General features: G+C 35.0%; 1 protein-coding gene. It reads left to right on the forward strand.

Annotation, left to right across the window (positions count from 1 at the left end; translation table 11 throughout):
• Positions 1-535 (forward strand): hypothetical protein (locus tag Q9J80_RS10825; RefSeq protein ID WP_304672880.1); only part of this gene is annotated, 535 nt, incomplete at both ends.

A 535-nucleotide genomic window follows, 5' to 3' on the forward strand; every position in this document is an offset into this window, starting at 1 on the left:
CTTCGAGTTAATAAAATAATCGAACTGAAGCATCATATTGAGAATTGGGAAACTCAAACAAGCGAAGAGATCGAAAAGCTTCTTGTTGATTTTGAGAAACAGCCTAGGCAAGAAATGTCTTCTTATTATACGGAGCTTTTTAGAGATGTTCAATTTGCAGGTGTTTTGGTGCAAATAGCAAATAAGTATGCGGAAAACAGTAAAATCAATCGCTGTATAGTATCTGCTCTTGGGATGATGATGTGGAGGTATAAGCTTCCTGAGAGTGAGGAAATATATCGCCTTATGTTAGCGAATATTCAAAGAAAGGGAGTAGCTCTTTTTGTAGCATTTCATCTCCCTAAGATGAAAATGTTTGAGGAATTCCCGAATAAATGGGCCTATTTTATGAGTATACCTAAACTCTCTCCTAAAAAGACTTCTGCGGAATACTTTACTGACTTGGTCGAAGAATACATTTACTTTGTACCTATGATGTATAAGTCAGAATTGATTCAATACTTCAGTTTGAAATATAGTGAAACAAAAAGTGAAT

It is taken from the genome of Neisseria blantyrii, from assembly GCF_962747855.1.
GTDB lineage: Bacteria > Pseudomonadota > Gammaproteobacteria > Burkholderiales > Neisseriaceae > Neisseria > Neisseria viridiae.